The sequence below is a fragment of the Desertivirga brevis genome (assembly GCF_017355835.1).
Genome location: NZ_JAFEWF010000014.1, coordinates 17,470 through 33,452 on the forward strand (window position 1 = coordinate 17,470; position 15,983 = coordinate 33,452).

At 41.4% G+C, this 15,983-nt stretch carries 16 protein-coding genes; 5 read left to right on the forward strand and 11 right to left on the reverse strand.

Translation table 11 applies throughout. The features are described 5' to 3' along the window. Positions 1-33: 33 nt before the first annotated feature. From J4N25_RS24880 to J4N25_RS24890, 3 genes are all read right to left on the reverse strand, one after another. Complete coding sequence (locus J4N25_RS24880) at positions 34-867, reverse strand: formylglycine-generating enzyme family protein (protein WP_207424605.1); 834 nt, start codon at positions 865-867, stop codon at positions 34-36. Positions 868-1,005: 138 nt separating this feature from the next. Next, positions 1,006-1,779, reverse strand: a complete 774-nt coding sequence (locus J4N25_RS24885; protein ID WP_207424606.1) for a glycoside hydrolase family 11 protein — start codon at positions 1,777-1,779, stop codon at positions 1,006-1,008. A 288-nt stretch (positions 1,780-2,067) separates the two neighbouring features. Next, positions 2,068-2,412 carry an EthD domain-containing protein gene (locus J4N25_RS24890; RefSeq protein ID WP_207424607.1) on the reverse strand — a complete coding sequence of 115 codons (345 nt, stop codon included), beginning with the start codon at positions 2,410-2,412 and terminating at the stop codon, positions 2,068-2,070. Between the two features lie 100 nt (positions 2,413-2,512). Here J4N25_RS24890 and J4N25_RS24895 point away from each other — a divergent pair, with 100 nt between their 5' ends. Further along, positions 2,513-2,881, forward strand: a complete 369-nt coding sequence (locus J4N25_RS24895) for a winged helix-turn-helix transcriptional regulator (protein WP_207424608.1) — start codon at positions 2,513-2,515, stop codon at positions 2,879-2,881. 71 nt (positions 2,882-2,952) lie between these two features. On the opposite strand, the gene J4N25_RS24900 is transcribed toward J4N25_RS24895, so the two are convergent. The 3 genes from J4N25_RS24900 to J4N25_RS24910 are packed head-to-tail and all read right to left on the reverse strand — an operon-like array spanning position 2,953 to position 4,643. Continuing rightward, positions 2,953-3,504: a Pycsar system effector family protein gene (locus tag J4N25_RS24900; RefSeq protein WP_500784472.1), complete on the reverse strand. Its 552-nt coding sequence runs from the start codon at positions 3,502-3,504 to the stop codon at positions 2,953-2,955. 6 nt (positions 3,505-3,510) lie between these two features. Beyond that, complete coding sequence (locus J4N25_RS24905) at positions 3,511-3,834, reverse strand: Cif family virulence factor (RefSeq protein ID WP_207424610.1); 324 nt, start codon at positions 3,832-3,834, stop codon at positions 3,511-3,513. 17 nt (positions 3,835-3,851) lie between these two features. Next, positions 3,852-4,643 (reverse strand): SDR family oxidoreductase, encoded by a 792-nt coding sequence (locus J4N25_RS24910; RefSeq protein ID WP_207424611.1) that lies wholly within the window; start codon positions 4,641-4,643, stop codon positions 3,852-3,854. A gap of 127 nt (positions 4,644-4,770) precedes the next feature. Between J4N25_RS24910 and J4N25_RS24915 the strand changes: the two genes are divergently transcribed. After that, positions 4,771-5,169 carry a winged helix-turn-helix transcriptional regulator gene (locus tag J4N25_RS24915; protein ID WP_207424612.1) on the forward strand — a complete coding sequence of 133 codons (399 nt, stop codon included), beginning with the start codon at positions 4,771-4,773 and terminating at the stop codon, positions 5,167-5,169. Positions 5,170-5,500: 331 nt separating this feature from the next. Here J4N25_RS24915 and J4N25_RS24920 read toward each other — a convergent pair whose 3' ends face one another. The 3 genes from J4N25_RS24920 to J4N25_RS24930 all read right to left on the reverse strand — a co-directional run bounded on the left by J4N25_RS24920 (position 5,501) and on the right by J4N25_RS24930 (position 7,525). Next, positions 5,501-5,890: a RidA family protein gene (locus tag J4N25_RS24920; protein WP_207424613.1), complete on the reverse strand. Its 390-nt coding sequence runs from the start codon at positions 5,888-5,890 to the stop codon at positions 5,501-5,503. A 113-nt stretch (positions 5,891-6,003) separates the two neighbouring features. Further along, on the reverse strand, positions 6,004-6,567 hold the full coding sequence (locus J4N25_RS24925; RefSeq protein ID WP_207424614.1) for a Crp/Fnr family transcriptional regulator: 564 nt from the start codon (positions 6,565-6,567) through the stop codon (positions 6,004-6,006). A gap of 370 nt (positions 6,568-6,937) precedes the next feature. Next, positions 6,938-7,525: a pentapeptide repeat-containing protein gene (locus J4N25_RS24930; protein WP_207424615.1), complete on the reverse strand. Its 588-nt coding sequence runs from the start codon at positions 7,523-7,525 to the stop codon at positions 6,938-6,940. Positions 7,526-7,889: 364 nt separating this feature from the next. Here J4N25_RS24930 and J4N25_RS24935 point away from each other — a divergent pair, with 364 nt between their 5' ends. Continuing rightward, positions 7,890-8,483, forward strand: a complete 594-nt coding sequence (locus tag J4N25_RS24935) for a DUF3267 domain-containing protein (RefSeq protein WP_207424616.1) — start codon at positions 7,890-7,892, stop codon at positions 8,481-8,483. Positions 8,484-8,611: 128 nt separating this feature from the next. Here J4N25_RS24935 and J4N25_RS24940 read toward each other — a convergent pair whose 3' ends face one another. Both J4N25_RS24940 and J4N25_RS24945 read right to left on the reverse strand, forming a co-directional pair. After that, positions 8,612-9,163 carry an RNA 2'-phosphotransferase gene (locus J4N25_RS24940; RefSeq protein WP_207424617.1) on the reverse strand — a complete coding sequence of 184 codons (552 nt, stop codon included), beginning with the start codon at positions 9,161-9,163 and terminating at the stop codon, positions 8,612-8,614. Positions 9,164-9,361: 198 nt separating this feature from the next. After that, positions 9,362-10,888 carry an alpha/beta hydrolase family protein gene (locus J4N25_RS24945; RefSeq protein ID WP_207424618.1) on the reverse strand — a complete coding sequence of 509 codons (1,527 nt, stop codon included), beginning with the start codon at positions 10,886-10,888 and terminating at the stop codon, positions 9,362-9,364. 285 nt (positions 10,889-11,173) lie between these two features. Here J4N25_RS24945 and J4N25_RS24950 point away from each other — a divergent pair, with 285 nt between their 5' ends. Next, positions 11,174-12,433 carry an SGNH/GDSL hydrolase family protein gene (locus J4N25_RS24950; RefSeq protein ID WP_207424619.1) on the forward strand — a complete coding sequence of 420 codons (1,260 nt, stop codon included), beginning with the start codon at positions 11,174-11,176 and terminating at the stop codon, positions 12,431-12,433. Positions 12,434-12,797: 364 nt separating this feature from the next. Next, the gene (locus J4N25_RS24955; RefSeq protein ID WP_207424620.1) at positions 12,798-15,980 is read left to right on the forward strand and encodes a SusC/RagA family TonB-linked outer membrane protein; all 3,183 of its coding nucleotides are present in this window, start codon (positions 12,798-12,800) and stop codon (positions 15,978-15,980) included. The last annotated feature ends 3 nt before the right edge of the window (positions 15,981-15,983 follow it).

The following is a 15,983-nucleotide window of genomic DNA, read 5'->3' on the forward strand; positions in this document are numbered from 1 at the left end:
AACAGGGAAGGTATTGTACTGAATAAGGACTTTCTATAATCCTTTACAAATACGAAATCCCTGGTCGGGCCCTGTGCCACTTGCTTCAAAGCTGTGACGATTATAGAATTCACAGCGAGGCTCTGCTCCCATCCAACCTCCACCTCTTTGTGAGCGTACTTGACCGAGAGGAATTTCATAATCCTGAAACCAATCCTCGCACCATTCGCGGACGTTTCCCGACATATCGTACAGCCCAAGCTCATTAGGTTTTTTTCCACCTACAGGTCTGGTTTTCCCATGATTATTTTCTACTTTAGCCCAAATCCAGGATCCTGTTAAAACCTTATCACCTGAATTTTTCCAATACCAGGCAACGTTATTAATATAGTTACTTCCGCTATATTTATAACTTTTACTTTTCTGACCACCACTGGCTGCGTATTCCCATTCAGCTTCTGATGGCAAGCGATATCCATTAGCTCCAGTATTCACTCTTACCGTAAATTTCAACGTATCGAACTCGCTCTTATTAAGGGTATCCTTGATATCCTTATTTAAAATATAATAAGGTTGCAGGCCTTCTTTTATACTCCTTTTATTGCAATACTCTACACAATCGTACCAGCTTACGCTTTCTACAGGCAAACTGTCGCCTTTAAATTTTGAGGGATTGGTTCCCATGATATCAGTCCACTCTTTCTGCGTTACTTCATGTGCTCCTATATAGAAATCAGGTAAAGAAATCTTACCGTACAGATTTGATTTTGTATTTATAAAGTTTCCGCCCTTTACTAATACCAGGTCTGAATTATCAAACCCATCTTTCTGCTTACATGCTCCTATCAGAAAAATGGCGGCTAATGATACCAGTAGAAATTTTGTCATTAACTATTTTTAAAATCGGTGAACGGCTTTACCTATATATCCCCTTCGAAATGATTTACTTGGCTAAATAGCAAACAAGCCGGATGGTAAAAACACCAACCGGCTATTAATCAGCTTTTCTTTTTTGCAGTTATTAAACTACCAAACTGAAGCGTTTACGTATCCGTTAGAGCTTGTACCATAAGCTTCTGAAAGCAAAATTGCCGCAGGAGAAATATCGCTTCCAAGACCTAAACCAACACGTGACCATGCATTAACATGATTAGCAAAAGTAATTGACCGGTTCTGTCCGGTTGGGGCCTGAGCAGTACGGGTACTGAAAACCTGACGAAAAGTTTGAGTACCATCAATAGATGGGGCATTAGTACGTATAGCAGTATAGATATCATAGGTACCGCCATCTGAAGAAACAGACCCTCTACGATCACTTGACGCAGGCCTGGTAGCTCCCCACTTTTCATTTACGTAATACTCAATAAGCGGACTTCTTGTCCATCCATAATAAGCAAAAGATCCGCCTCCGTTGTTAAGTGTAAAGGCCCCACAATTGTAACCCACTACCCTGGTACGTGATCCGGTACTCCAACCTTTACCACAAGTGAAATTTCCGTTAAAGTTGTTCCAGGAAACCGAGTAGTTACCGCCTGAGCCGTTGGTGTAAGTACAAGTACCTGTTGCGCCATCACTCTTCCAAAGAGACCAGTAATAACCATTGTTTGTACCCGATTGGAAAGACTGGACGGTAGCATCGCCACCTTTTGAAGAATTCCTTACAGTTTCTTCAGCTGCAGGAGCCTCCTGATTTTCTTTTTTACATCCTGTTAGCACTGTTGAACTTGTAGCAAATAGAACAATTGCTACCCCGAAAGTAATCTTCCCGATTACTCCCGTTAGAGAGATTTGTTTTTTCATTTAAGTATAATTAGTTAGTAGCCGCAAGTAATTAAAAATCAAACCTCTGCAAGGGAAACTTTGAATAAAAAAGTGGTAAAAATGTGCAACATGGTATCTATACAAATGACCTAAAAGCATCCTTTACAGGAATAACTATTATTACTTCCTAATCTTTACATCTCTCTAACCACCATATCCTGGCCAACAGGAACCAAAACTAACCATGCTGACGGAATAAAGCACTCGTAAATCAATAGCGCACATCTAGCTTACCAGCCGGATGTGCGTTATTGATAAACGCCTTATTTATGCACTGGCTTTAACAATTGTTTCGTTAGTCGCCATAGCGATGTAGTTTTTAGTATCAAAGAATGTAGGTTCATCCGGATGAACCTTGTTTAAATAATTTTCTGAATTGAAGAATGCGTTGAAATCATCAAACGAATCAAACGAGATCTCTACAACAGCATCGTATAAGGGCTTAGGGAACCCTTCAGCTATTATAGGGTGGTTAACTACATACTTTCTAACGTAAAATTCTGTCTCAGGGATGGACATGAATAGAGGAGCGTGATGGTTCTTGTGATAATCCACAAATTCCTCAAGGCTCATACCGGGTAATTTTTGCACTAAAAAAGTAAATTTGATCATTGTCTTTTTGTTATTTGAATCAAAATTATTTCATCACTTACCCCATCGCAAGTACGCACAACTTTGTGCGTATTTGCTATGACAATTGATTGACCAAACGATGTACAAGAAAAAAATTCCTATCAGGACTGAATGTGGGCTCCATGTATTTAAAGAACTTTTAAACGGCAAATGGAAATTAATGCTGATCTATTATATCTCTGAACAGATAAAAAGACCAGGTGCGTTGCAGAAGAAGATAGCGGTGGACAGGCGGGTAATGAATAAGCAGTTGGATGAATTGGTAAAACATGGGTTTGTAGATAAAATTTCTTTCGACACTAAAATTCCTAAAGTTGAATATCAGCTAACACCTCTGGGTTTTAGCCTGTTGCCGATTATCAAAGACCTGGAGCAATGGGGCGAGAACAACAGAGCTGTTTTAGAAGCAACATTTAGTGTCGAATCATCAGATTCAGAAATTATTTAATTGCACCTATTTTCCCCCAATCAATTGAGGTGTCATTTTTAATTATTCATCTTATCAAGAGAGGGGTCATTCTATGCGAATAACAAACTTGCGATCAGAAAAGCAAATACTGCTGCAACTAAACCGTACATGAAAATATTATAAGAGATGCGCAGTAGCCTGTATTTCTTTCCCAAAACAGCACCCTGGGAATACAGGTCCTTAATAAGCATCTGGTATAGGTACTCCTTGTCATTCATCGCCACTAGCATTGCAGCAGAATAACTTTCAAAGGACATTTTGTGAAAATTTCCGAAGAAGAGGAGGTTTGCTTTCTTTTCGTCTACCTCCTGTTGAGAAAAGGTTCCTTTGGTGATCGAAGGACGGGTGGATAATATCGCAAAAATGATTGCAGACAAGCTAACCAACATAATTAGGGCAGTGGGCCAAGCCAGGTAAAGCTCTGAATCTATTTTGCGGATAAGGAAGCTTAAAATAGCTGAAAGGATAATTGAGTTAACTGTAATAATGATATGAGCTTTATTATCTGCCATATCACTTAAGCGCTGATGATTGGCTGAGCTAATACGGAACATCCTTGGACGCTTGGAGATAGGTAAACAGAAATGGCTAAGATTAGCCATTTCCCCTTATCCTGAAATTTTCAGCGATTGTATCAAATTATCGGCTATTTCCAGGCGGTAACTCAAAACGATAGGGCTTCCGTCAAAATTCCCAGAGACATTCACTTTTAAAATGCTTTGCGGTTCCTTATCATCAAAGCTGACCGGCTCCATAGTGGCCTCGTAACGCTCGTTGGCATCCTCAATCCAATGTTGTATCTCTTTTCGCCCTTTATGCGATTTGCCTTCATCAAAAACTACTGCTTCTTCGGAAAAACAATTCGCGTAAGCAACACTATCAAAGTTATTTTGTGCTTCTACTAAATCGGATATTACTTTCGGTAAGTTCATATTATATGTTTTAGATGTTAAATAGTTGGTACGGTGCCACCGTCAATTACAAAATTTGTTCCTGTAAGATAATTTGCTCTCGGCGAAACCAAAAAGCCAACCAGTTCGGCTACTTCTTCGGGTTGGGCAGGTCTGCCATAAGGTATTCCACCCAATGCATCCATGACACTTTGCTGAGCTTCTTCTACAGTACTATTTGCATTTCTTGCAATCTCGCCCAACCAGGCTATGGATGCGGTTGTATTTATCCATCCTGGTGAAACAGTCAGCACACGGACGCCTTTTGGCGTCACTTCATTCGATAAACTTTTGCTGTAGTTGATTAATCCTGCTTTTGCAGCGGCATACGGCAAAGTGGATTCGTACAGTGGCAATTTGCCCTGGATTGAAGCGATGTGAATGATAACACCACTTTTTCGTTCTATCATTTGTGGTAGAAATCCTCTGTCCAGTCGAACTGGGGCAAGCAAATTAGCTTGTAGAGTTGATTCCCAATCTTCATCAGTTAATGCATTAAAGCCACCAGCAGGGGTTGATGAAGAACCAAGGTTATTCACCAGAATATCCAGTCTCCCGTATGTTGATAATACTTCGTTAACTACCTTTTGTGTACCTTCCGCCTTACTCAGATCGGAAGGAATAAAATGTAAGTTTCCATTTTCAGTTTCCGGTTTGTTCCTGGCAGTAATGATCACTGTTGCACCAGCTTGGGAAAGCCTTTCTGCGATAGCTCTTCCAGCCCCTTTTGTCCCTCCAGTTACCAGGGCGATCTTGCCTGATAATTCATTATTGAAATTAAATTGTTCCATTTTTGAGAATGTTTATAGGACAAAACTGGAGTATAAAAACAGTTTGCACAAGTAGGGCATTACGATTCATATAGGGATAAATTATTCCCCTATTGCACTGACTGCTACATACGTGTAGTTTTGTAAGATGTATGAAAGGAAGACAATACCAAACTTGAATTGTGGCCTTGATCTGATAGGTGAAGTACTCTACGGCAAATGGAAGATCCGTCTGCTCTGGTTTATCAATGAAGGTTATAAACGTCCGAGTGAACTACAACGCAAAATCCCCGATGCTTCTCGCAGAGTATTGAATATGCAGCTGAAAGAATTAGAAGAGCACGATTTAGTTACGAAAAAAATATATCCGGTGGTACCGCCAAGAGTAGATTACAGCCTGACTGAATTTGGCAAGACATTAATTCCTGTTATTGCCACGATGGGACAATGGGCTGATGAACACGAAGACCGTTTGCGGCAAATGATTTTGAGACAGACGGTTAGTTTGAATTTGGATGATACGTTGACTAGTGAATCAGCTCATTAACAAAAGAATTTACTTCTTCACTAATTAATAAGCGGTATAAGCGTTTGTGAGCTTCTGCTCATGAAGGTTTTTCCTGCCGTTGACCCCAACTGTAAATGAAACATCTAACCGTGTTCCGGTAGGACACCCCTTGGCAAATGGCCCTCAGGATCCATTAATCGCTAAAACCCTTCTTTTACTTTTCATTCTGTTTATTATTGGTTCTGCTTTACAAATCATAAAGCAAAGAAGGACTAATAAGGTGGGGTAAGGGATGCTAGGAATGGGATGGTATATGCCGGAAGTACTTAAACTTCCGGCGATCTTTTATTGCCATCCCGGTAGGGAAAACTCATTTAACTGCAGTGGCTTCTAGTTCGACCTTCAGTGTTTCAAAAAGGCTTTTCACTTCTAATAGCGTTGTCGCTTGCTGTAACTGATGTTTCTTAATCCAATCCTGCAAAATATTGAAATGGGGCCATAATTCGGAAGTCGCGGTGGTGTAGATATTTAGCCTCACGATGTTACTACATTCATAACCGGCTTCGGAAACTACCTGTTCAAGATTTTGTATGGCTTCGATCAATTGGGACTTCATGTCTTTATCGCTTGATATTCCATCCGCGCTGATTGCTGTTTGCCCGGAAACGTACAAGGTACTTTCAACATGCTTTACTTCAACAGCTTGAACATAACTGCGTTCATTCTGCCACTGCCAGGGGTTAATTATTCTTTTTTCCATTTTTCAATTCATTTTGCCGCTGTAAGGAGCGACTGTTAAACATATTGTTCGACAAAGATGAGTTGAAGTGAGAGGTTCAGAGCGTGACAAACATCACAGATTTCAAAATCTGCCTATCTGGAAAGTCTGCTTAATGTTTCGCGCGATACTCCCAGGTAAGATGCCAATTGACTTTTCGGTACCCGCTGCAATAAGGAAGGATACTTTCTAATAAGCTGTTCGTAACGGCCTTTTGCACTTGAGGTTAGAAATGATAAGATTCGTTGCTGAACACTTATATGACCCGAGTTAGCCTTCTCCAGCAGGAAATGCTCTATTTTCTGTAAACCAGACAGAAGGATTTTATAATTCACAATTGAAAGGCATAGCACTTGAGTGTCCTCCAAACACTGTAAGGACATGGTCGCTGGAGTCTGGTTATAATAAGCAGAGAAATCACTCTCCCACCAGTCTTCCATTGCAAAAGCAACAATATGCCTATTCCCGTCCTCGTCATCATAAACCAGCTTCAACAGTCCTGAAACCACAAAATAACAGTACTTCACCTTTTCGCCCACTTGAAACAGGTATTCTCCCTTTTTAGAGGTTTTTACTTCAAATAAAGACTCAACAAAGGCAAACTCCTCGTCGGTGAGCTCTACTATTTTTTCTATGTGCTTTCTTAAAATTTTAAGCATTAATTGAGATTAATGACAGGGTATATTCCAGGTAACTTTTCAAAATTACAAACTTGTCGTAATACTCGTTAGCATGCTCTTGACCGTACCACCGTTCCACCCGTCAATGAAAAAGAAACAGTCGCTGCAGCACTATAAATAAGAGTGTCAGGAGATAATAAAATAAGCGGAATATTGTTATTATTGATCATTACAAAAAGAATGTCGATTTCCGGGAATATGGAATATCCAGGACAACATTCGATGAGATTACAAATTCTTGTTCACCTTTCTTTCATGTTCATGTATCATGAACAAAGCTAAAAAATGAACAGCAGAATATCACCTACCCCTGGGTAGCAGCATCAACAAACACAATTACTGGTTCATCTTAGTACTCAATATCGAGATTAAATTTATTCAAAAGGCCTGAGAGATTACCTGAGGAGAACTTTGCCTTTTTCATTCTATTGATACCTGGATCTATAGCAAAGTTACGGGCGGTTCGAAGGTCACATTTTTCGAGATTTGTGTTGCTAAAGGTTGCACCAGAGAGATCGCAGTTTATAAACTCAGCATTTGTAAGATCGGCTTCTGAAAACTCGGCTTCTTTTAGTGAGCAGTTATTGAAAATGGTTTTCCGGAGCTTGGTACTTAAAAAGCTGGAATAATCCATGTAACAATCCTGAAAAGAGAAAGAAAACATAAAGGAATTACATCTGCTGAAATTAACGCCCATTATTTTACAGCCTATAAAATTTATATCCCTGAAGCCAGCGCCATCAATAAGTGCTAAGGTAAAATTGCATTGCCTGAAGATGCAATCCACAAAGTCATTGTTCCTTAAATCACTCTTTGTAAAGTCGCATGATACAAATTCGCATTTAACAAATTCCCTGTTTTCCAAACGCTTTTCTACGTAGTTCACGTTTACAAACTGCTTGTCCTGATGGGTGACCACTCCTCTATCGTCTTTCATTTGAATTAACTTCGAAAATGCTCTGCGAAGTTAAAAAAAGGACAATTACCTGAACGGTAAAAAGCTTCATCAACTTCCGGAGAAATGATACATTCCTCCAGGCTGTACCACCACACCTTACCCATGCTTTAACACTTGCGTAGGCGTTACAGAAAAACTCGCTTTGCTGTAAAGGTCAACTTTACTTTGTTATAAAGTTCAGGAAGGTGTAATTGCAGCAGTGTCAAATGTTAACTGAGTAGGAATACCGATTTAAAGAGTACAAACTAGTTTATAGGTCTCGCAGACCCGAAGTAACGATACTAACAATAAAATAATTCCTTTGAACAATCGGCCTGAAAACATTAAACTTTTAAATTTGAGTATGGATCTAACTAACTACCATAAAGAAGAACTGACTATGGATGCGCTTAAGGCACAACTACAGGCCTTGCTATTTTTCCTTCCTGCCATTATCATTTTCGGAATTCCATTTTACCTGATCTGGCCTGAACATTTTGTAAAGGGAGCATGGAAAGAGGCTGTTCCGGATGTCCTTAATGGTACTACAGGAACAATCGCACTGATCATTACACTGCTTGTTGGTGTTGTTATACATGAATTGATCCATGGAATAACGTGGTCCAGGTTTGCAAGCAAAGGTCTCCGGTCAATAAAATTTGGAGTGCTATGGAGATCAGCTACGCCCTACTGCCATTGTACGGAGCCCTTACTGCTTAAGAATTACGTTATTGGTACTGTAATGCCGGGCTTGCTTATGGGTATCCTCCCTCTGCTTGTTTCGATTCTTACCGGCAACCTACTTCTATTTGCTTTCGGCTTATTCTTTACACTCGCCGCTGGCGGTGATTTTGCTATTATTAACCTTTTGCGGAAGAAAAGCTCAGCTCTTCTTGTTCAGGACCATCCCAGCAAGATTGGTTGTTTGATCTACCAACCTTTACACTCTATAGCATAATCAATTGAATTTCACTATTTATTAAATGAATGCGTAATTGCAGCGGCGAAAGCTTTGGTTTAGGTTTAAACAACTTGGTAAATGATTGAATAAAGCGAATTACCCAACTTCCATTTAATGCTATTTACTTAATGCTTTTCCTTCAGATATCTGACAGGTACATGAGAAGTTAACCACACTTTGTTTTCTGAGAGAAAGAACTCAAACTTATCCCGGTGCATTTGTCCTGCTAAAACTTCAAACACAAATGGTTTACCATGCCTGCTTCCTACATCAATGGCTGTTTTGATATCGCTGCTTAAATGAACATGGTGACGGCTGCGTTTATCCAGGCCAGACCTCATAATTTCTTCAACTGATTTTTGTCCGGTTCCATGATAAAGGAGTTCAGGAGGTTCCTGTGCCGTATATCCAAGCTCCACCTCTACCGAGTGCCCCTGGTTCGCCCTGATCTTATTTCCTGCTTCGTTAATTGCGAAACGCTTTTTGCTATTGGTATCAACGATATGTTTTAACAAATGGTGGTTAATTAAAATGCCTTTCTTTGCCGATTTCTCAATGAGGACATCAATCTCTGTCCAGCCATTCTCGTCGAGTTCAATGCCAATGGTTTCCGGTTGATGCCGCAGCACAAGGCTCAAAAACTTACTTATTTTTATTTCATCGTTTCTATTGCTCATATATAAGGGTTATTTGAAGGTCAAATTTAAATTATTATGAAAGAGTACCTAGTTGAAAATAAGCAGGGTAGAATATTAAGTTTGGACGGATTCTAGGTATAAGAATCCGTCATCCTTTTCAGCCAGTACATACTTTTCCCAAAAACTCTTTAAATCAAGGGTACATGACGAATCTAAATATGCTTCACTTGTTAAACCTCATTTCTCTACTGATTTCGGGCTTTGAATGAAGCCGTTCGCCCAATCTAAAAAATGCTTAATATTTTGCAGATCGGTGTGTCCACCATCGTGCTGCCTCCAGGCTAATTCGCCGTTTAATAGTCCTACATTCACGCCTGGCATCTTTTCTTTTTTGTAATCGTTTGACACTCCAAGGTCTTTTGATCCCAATAGCTTAAATACAGTTCCGGCAGCAACAGTAGCCATATAACTTCCCTGATGATCCAGCCAGTGAGCATCGCCTTGCTCTGGAATGCCGTGACTGATAAATGTAAGTCTTGGTGCGCAAAGTGCAATCAATTCATGAGATTCTACCGGCATATCATTAGCAGTTTTGCTTCCAAATCGGGAATCTGAAGCTGCATATTTCATAAAGTTCCCCGCCATCCAGTAATGGGAGCCGTTGGCAAGGTTTTCTACTGCTTCTCCAAAGTTTCGCCGGTGCGGCTTTGTACCTCCTTCTCCTGAGGAAGAAATAAGGCCAATATTGAACCGCTCATCAAAGGCCATAGTCACCAGGGCAGCTTTTCCATACCTCGACACTCCTTCTATACCAATATGTTTTGCATCAACCATTGGCTCTGTTAGCAGATAGTCTAATCCTCTTGATGCTCCCCATGCCCATGCCCTTAAGGCTCCCCAATCTTCAGGCTTTCTCGGTTGTCCTTTATTTACCAAACCAATGATCCCTTTGGTTAAACCAGCACCATTATCTGCCTGAATAGAGGCCGGATCAATAAGCGCATATCCCCAACCTTTCGCTACGAGTTGCTGTGTGGCTGGCAGATCTCCTGTCCTTGGCGCAAAAGGATTAAAGCCGGTGGATTGTGCTGCAATAGGGTTGTAAGCTGGATATTTTTCAAATGTCTCTCTTAATTCCGGGTTCGCATTGATAAGAAGCGCCTTTATGGCCACGTTAATTTTCTCCAGGTCTTCTTTTGGCGGCTGCGCTGGTGCTGGAAGAGCACTTGGCCCGAACATCATTAATACCGGTACGGGGCCTTTTGCATTTGCTGGTAATACCAGCGTCATTGCTATATCTACATTTAGATGAGGGTAGGCTGAATTATCAACATGACCAATAAGCTGTTTGGCAATCACAGGAACAAATCCCATCATTTCCCGGTCTGTTACTTTTACTTTCCAGGTTACTTTAGGAGCGTTCTGAGGAACACGGCCATATATCTCCCGTTCAAAGTCTTCAACGATCTCCGGCCGGCGTTTCTTCCACCATGTTTCCGCGCTCGTGACCTTCTTGCCATTTTTTAACGTAAGTACGTCAGGCCAATTGGGATATGGATTAGCGAGTGCCTCATCATAGTTTGCGGGATTTGCAGCCTTCGCATCTCCGTTTTTCCCGGGACGAAGAGCCTTAATTCCAAGCTGCTGCATCATATTCTCTTTGTTCTGCTCAGAGCTGAGGTTAAGCGGAGATGGTAAAGAAGCTTGGCCAAATCCTTGAATTGCTAGCGGCAAGAATGCCAGAAAAGCTAGTTTTTTAATCATTGTTATAAACACTTTTAAGTCTACCGGGAAGTTTAGAGAATTAGCAAAGCTATTTGAGTAGCAGCAGCGTAAATGGCACAATTGGGTGTTTAAATGTCAATTTTGTTTTAGAAACTCCACAGCTGAACTTCTACCCCTTCAACGAAATTCAACAATTGGGATATCAATGAAGACAAATGTAACCTGAGAATTAAGGGATATGGCTAACCTTTGCTCACCCATTTTCTCCATGCTGATAAATAAAAGATATGGACAAGAACCAGGAAATGAATCAAAACTAACAATATGATAAACTTCTTAAAGACTTTCAAATTCTACAACATCAAATCCTGCAGTTTACGTTTTTTATTATCTGCATACTTCCTTACCAGCTTCATTATTTTCTGTAATGCAAAAACAATTTCCGCCAAACCAAAACCATGGGTAGGTACTTGGGGTGCTGCACCCCAACTGGTTGAGCCTGGTAATATGCCACCTGCTCCGGGCTTAACTAATAATACTCTACGTCAAGTGGTGTGTGTGTCTAGAGGTGGAAAAAAACTTCAGTTAAAGTTCTCAAACGAATTCGGCAATGAATCGCTGACCATGAAAGCTGTACACATTGCGGTTTCCGGTCAGGGGAACACTGTTGAACTTACAACTCAAAAGGCGTTGATGTTCAATGGTAGGCCGGAAGTAAGAATTGCACCAGGGGAAACGGCAACGTCAGACGCAGTTATATTCGAGCTTACACCCAGAATGAGAGTGGCCGTCACTATTTTTTTTGGTACGGTACCTGAACGATTAACGGGACATCCGGGATCACGTACAACCTCCTACTTACTCGAGGGCGACCAAAGCCGGGCAGAAGCCGATTTCACAAAGGCAGTGAGAACTGATCACTGGTATATACTAAGCGGAATTGATGTGGAGGGTTCAAAGTCTGCCGGAGCGGTAGTTACATTTGGTGATTCTATTACCGACGGACGGGGATCTGGAACGAATGAAGATAACAGGTGGCCGGATATTCTCTCAATTAACCTCTTAAAGAACCCTTCAACAAGGCATATTGGCGTAATTAATATGGGAATAGGTGGAAACGCTGTACTTAGAGGGGGACTAGGACAACCAGGACTACACCGCTTCGACCGCGATGTCCTCTCCCAGAAAGGTGTCAAATGGCTTATTATCCTTGAAGGGGTAAATGATCTAGGCCCCACCCGTGATAGTAGCGCTGCTGCTAAGGTTGTCGAAGGGCTGATCGCAGCTTACCAGATAATGATAGACAAAGCCCATGCAAGAGGCATTAAAGTTTACGGAGGTACTATTACACCATTTAAAAATGCGGCTTATTACAGGCCTTACCGCGAGAATGCCAGAAATGAAATAAATGCATGGATCAGATCTAGCGGTCGTTTTGATGCTATTATCGATTTTGATAAAGCAGTAAGAAATCCGGAAGATCCGGAAGTAATGTTAAATAAGTTGCAAGACGACTTTCTGCATCCGAACAGGCTTGGCTATCAAGTAATGGGAAATGCTATAGAAATTAACCTGTTCAAATAACTATGAAGAAGCCGCCCAGGGTATAATACCGGGGCGGTTTTCATTTGTCTACCACGCATTCTACACTTCTTTGCCCTAAACCAAACTATCCACCTAACTCAACATCTCGAACATTATTTCACCGATTTGAACAAGCCTTGCGGCTATTCAATGGCTAAAATTGCATTATAAAACAATTATAAACAGGTGGGTGACAGCAAGTGCGGACTTGCAACCAATAAGCCAATAAATACCATTAACAAGATCTATTCACTTTAAAGCGGTACTAATATGTAAAGAAGAGAGACCTTAAGATTTATGGGTAGAAGCCGTTGTGGAAAGCTTCAAACCAGACCAATTAATACTATTAACTAATCAATAAACAATGCAAAAATTTAGACTTTTTAAATATTGGAGACTTTTGCTATTGGTAGTATTTGCCAATCTATTCTCCTTCGTCGTATCTGCACAAACTACAATTACACTGCGGGGACGAGTTGTTGACGAAAAAGGCGAGAGCCTTATCGGGGCTACGGTAAAAGTTCCGGGAACAAACACCGGTGCTACAACGAACGCCAATGGAGATTTTACCTTAAATGTACCGGTCAATACAACCCAGGTCGTCATCACTTATATAGGATATGCCGCTTTGGAAAAAACCGTTTCGGCAGCGGCATCCAACCTTGGTGAAATTCGTCTGGCCCCAAATAGCAAGACTCTAGAACAGGTTGTTGTTGTTGGGTATGGAACATTAAAGAGGCAGGATATGACCGGCACTGTTGCTACTGTAGATTCAAAAGTACTACAGGAAATTCCCGCGTCGAATGTTGTTGAACAATTAAAAGGCAGGGTAGCAGGCCTTGATGTTGTAAACGGTTCCAACGGCCCCCAAATAACTGTACGGGGAAACCGAACGATAGGAAATCCGGAAGCCGATCGCCCTCTGATCGTGCTAGACGGCCAGCCCTACTATAACTCCATAGAAAACATTAACCCTAACGACATTAAAAGTGTAGATGTATTGAAAGGTGCATCTGCAACGGCAATTTACGGATCGAGAGGTTCTGGCGGGGTGCTTTTAATTACAACTAATCGTGGCCGTGTTGGCCAGCTGGTGGCTAACTTCGATTCCTATGTTGGAATAAACCGCCTGCAGGGACAATTTAAGATGTTGAATGGACAGCAGTATGCCCAATTGAAACTGGATGCCTCCCGGGGCTCTTTATTACAGAACAATGGTGTTACGAGTGGCTACGCGCTCACTCCCATCGAGACGCAGGCACTTGCAGAAGGTATCAATACCAATTGGGTTGATCTATATACTCAGCAGGGAGTAACATGGGATCAGAATCTGAGAGTTTCTGCAGGTACTGAAAAAACACAGTTCAGTGCAGGCCTTTCGTATCGTAAAAATGGTTCCGTAGATCCTAATAATGATGTCAGCAGGTTTACCTTGACAGCAAATATAGACCACAGGATTAACAAGGTATTGAAATTTGGGGCAAGCTTGATGGGTAGCCTAAGAAATACAGACACGGGAGGTGCAGGACAACTTGGAAATGCACAGTGGATAAGTCCGCTTGCCTACCCTTACCTTCCAGACGGTTCAGTTAACTTCTTTCCGATGGATGGCACATTAGACGCGGCTACCCTGAGCCCTTTGGTTCCGGCAACAATACCCGAATCCTACTACAACCATACACGCGGATTTGTTAATAACAACATTATTTACGCAGAACTGAATCCGATTGAGCATCTTAAATATAGATATACTTTAAACTATAATATTTCTCAATCTCTGCAGGGACAATATAATGGTATCAACAGAGCGAATATTCAAACTGTTGCACAAACTAATGCCCGCACTGACAATAACTATACTTACCGTTTAAACCAGGAGCATTTACTTACTTACGACAACAAATTCTTTGACAAGCATAACGTAAATTTTGTAGCAGGCTTTACCACTGAGAAACGCCATACTGAAAACTCAAATACAAGTGCTACCAATATTCCTGCAGATGCCGTAAGAAACACGAACCTGGGGCTGGGAACTCCGGCTACACTTGGGGGCAGCTTTCAGGAGCAAGGAATCATATCCTACGTAACCCGCTTGAATTACACGTTCAATGATAAGTACAACTTAATGGCGTCATATCGCGTGGATGGTAATTCAGCCTTAGCTAAAGGCCACCAGTACGCGAGTTACCCAGCATTTGGATTGGGTTGGGTAGTTTCCAATGAGGATTTCATGAAAGGTCTTACTACAATAAACAGTCTTAAACTAAGGGCTGGCTATGGTGAAACTTCTACCATTGGAAGCGTTGACCCCTACGATACAATGGGCCAATTAACTAATGCAAATTATCAGTTCGGAGGAGTGAGTTCTGGCAATATCGGTGGAGTGAGGGCCGTGGCTCTTGTGAATCCAATGCTTACATGGCAGAGAACAGCTGAATACAATTTAGCGTTAGACTTTGGTATTTTGAGAAGCAGGTTAACCGGGTCTATCGAGGTTTACAGACAACGCACAACAGGTATTATCTTAAATAATGCTTTACCTGGAAGTCAGGGCGGCGGACCAGATCAACCCACAAACCTTGGCACTTCTGCTAACAAAGGGTTTGAGTTTACCTTAAGCAGCCTTAACATTCCAAATTCAAACGGTTTCTCCTGGTCCACAGACTTCAACCTGGCATTGAACAGGGAAAAAATTGTTGAGTTACCTAATGGCGTTCACCAGATTATTGGTACAGGTTTGTTCGTTGGACAGCCTCTTACCACAATTTATGACCTAAAACGAATAGGAATCTGGCAAGTAGAAGATTCACCGGGCATGACTGCAGCAGGAGTATATCAACCTGTATCAGGACAAACTTCACCCTTGCAGTATCCGGGCGAAGTTCGTGTTGAGGATCTTAACGGAGACGGCAGGATCACTTCTGATGATAACCAATTTATTGGCAACTTCCAGCCCGACTACACTTTCGGGTTAACTAACAGAGTTAGTTACAAAAATTTTGACCTGAGTATTGTAGTGCAGGGCCGGATGGGCTTTACTACGATCGTTCCTTATGTATCTTCTAACAATTCAAGTGTAAACGGATGGCAATTCCTTCACCTGGGACGGCATAATCAGCCAGTAATGAATTATTGGACGCCTGAAAATCCGACAGGAAGAGAGCCAATGCCGAATGCGACAGAACAAACGAATTTCTACTCGACCACCCAATATTTTGATGGGTCTTTTATTCGTGCAAAAAGTATCAATCTGGGTTATAATATCCCTGGCAAAGTATCTAAGCGCCTTGGACTAAACTCGCTCAGGCTATTTGCTAACATTACCAATCCCTTCATTATTTACGCTCCAATAAGAAATCACGGTTTTTCGGTTCCAGACCCGGAATCTGTAAGCAATATCCTTCCGGCAAACCCGAATGCAAGTGGAAATGTGGCTGGGTATAACCCAAATGCTGCAAACAATGGAGCTGCAACATTTAGAGGAACAGGGATAAGCCCAGGTCTGCAGACACGCGACTTTATATTTGGTATTAATGCGAGATTTTAATTG